2 protein-coding genes are annotated in these 780 nt (G+C 67.3%); both read right to left on the bottom strand.

Annotation, left to right across the window (positions count from 1 at the left end):
- The coding region (locus ACI781_RS19105; RefSeq protein WP_456567713.1) for a flagellin N-terminal helical domain-containing protein at positions 1-308 on the bottom strand (308 nt) is incomplete at its 3' end.
- Positions 309-506: 198 nt separating this feature from the next.
- Positions 507-780, bottom strand: a 274-nt coding sequence (locus tag ACI781_RS19110) for a flagellin (protein WP_456567714.1), incomplete at its 5' end; no start/stop codon positions are given.

The following is a 780-nucleotide window of genomic DNA, read 5'->3' on the forward strand; positions in this document are numbered from 1 at the left end:
CCGTCGTTGGAGGCCTGCACCGACAGGTCGCGCATGCGCTGCAGGATCGAGTGCGTCTCGGTGAGCGCACCCTCAGCGGTCTGCACGACCGAGATGCCGTCCTGGGTGTTGCGGACGGCGACCTTGAGACCACCGATCTGCGAGCGCAGGCCCTCGGAGATGGCCAGGCCGGCCGCGTCGTCGGCGGCGCGGTTGATGCGGAAACCGGAGGAGAGCTTCTCCAGCGACTTCCCCATCTGGCTGTCGGTGATCGACAGGTTGCGGTACGAGTTCATCGCCGCGATGTTGTTGTTGACGCTGAGACCCATGGGAATCCTCCTTGGACGGGGTCTTGCAGGTGATCCGCTGCATCCGTGCTGCGGGTGGTGCACTTGCAGTTACGGCGGCGGCGGTGCCTTCTCAACCCGAGTCGTGAGAAATCCGAGGAGAATCCGCTCCGGGCAGCAGTGAGGGGGGAGGCGGTGCGCCTCCCCCCTCACCGGGTGGTGCCGAGGTGGTGCGGTGGATCAGCCGAGCAGGCGCAGGATGCCCTGCGGGGCCTGGTTCGCCTGGGCCAGCATCGCGGTGCCGGCCTGGGTCAGGATCTGCGAGCGGGTGAACGCCGTCATCTCCTGGGCCATGTCGGTGTCGCGGATGCGGCTCTCCGACGCGGTCAGGTTCTCGACGGCGACGTTGAGGTTGTTGATGGTGTGCTCGAAGCGGTTCTGCAGCGCACCGAGGTTCGCCCGGGTGGTGGAGACCAGCCCGATGGCGGTGTCGATGGAGGAGATCGCCGCGCTC

Source organism: Blastococcus sp. SYSU D00695, assembly GCF_054050555.1.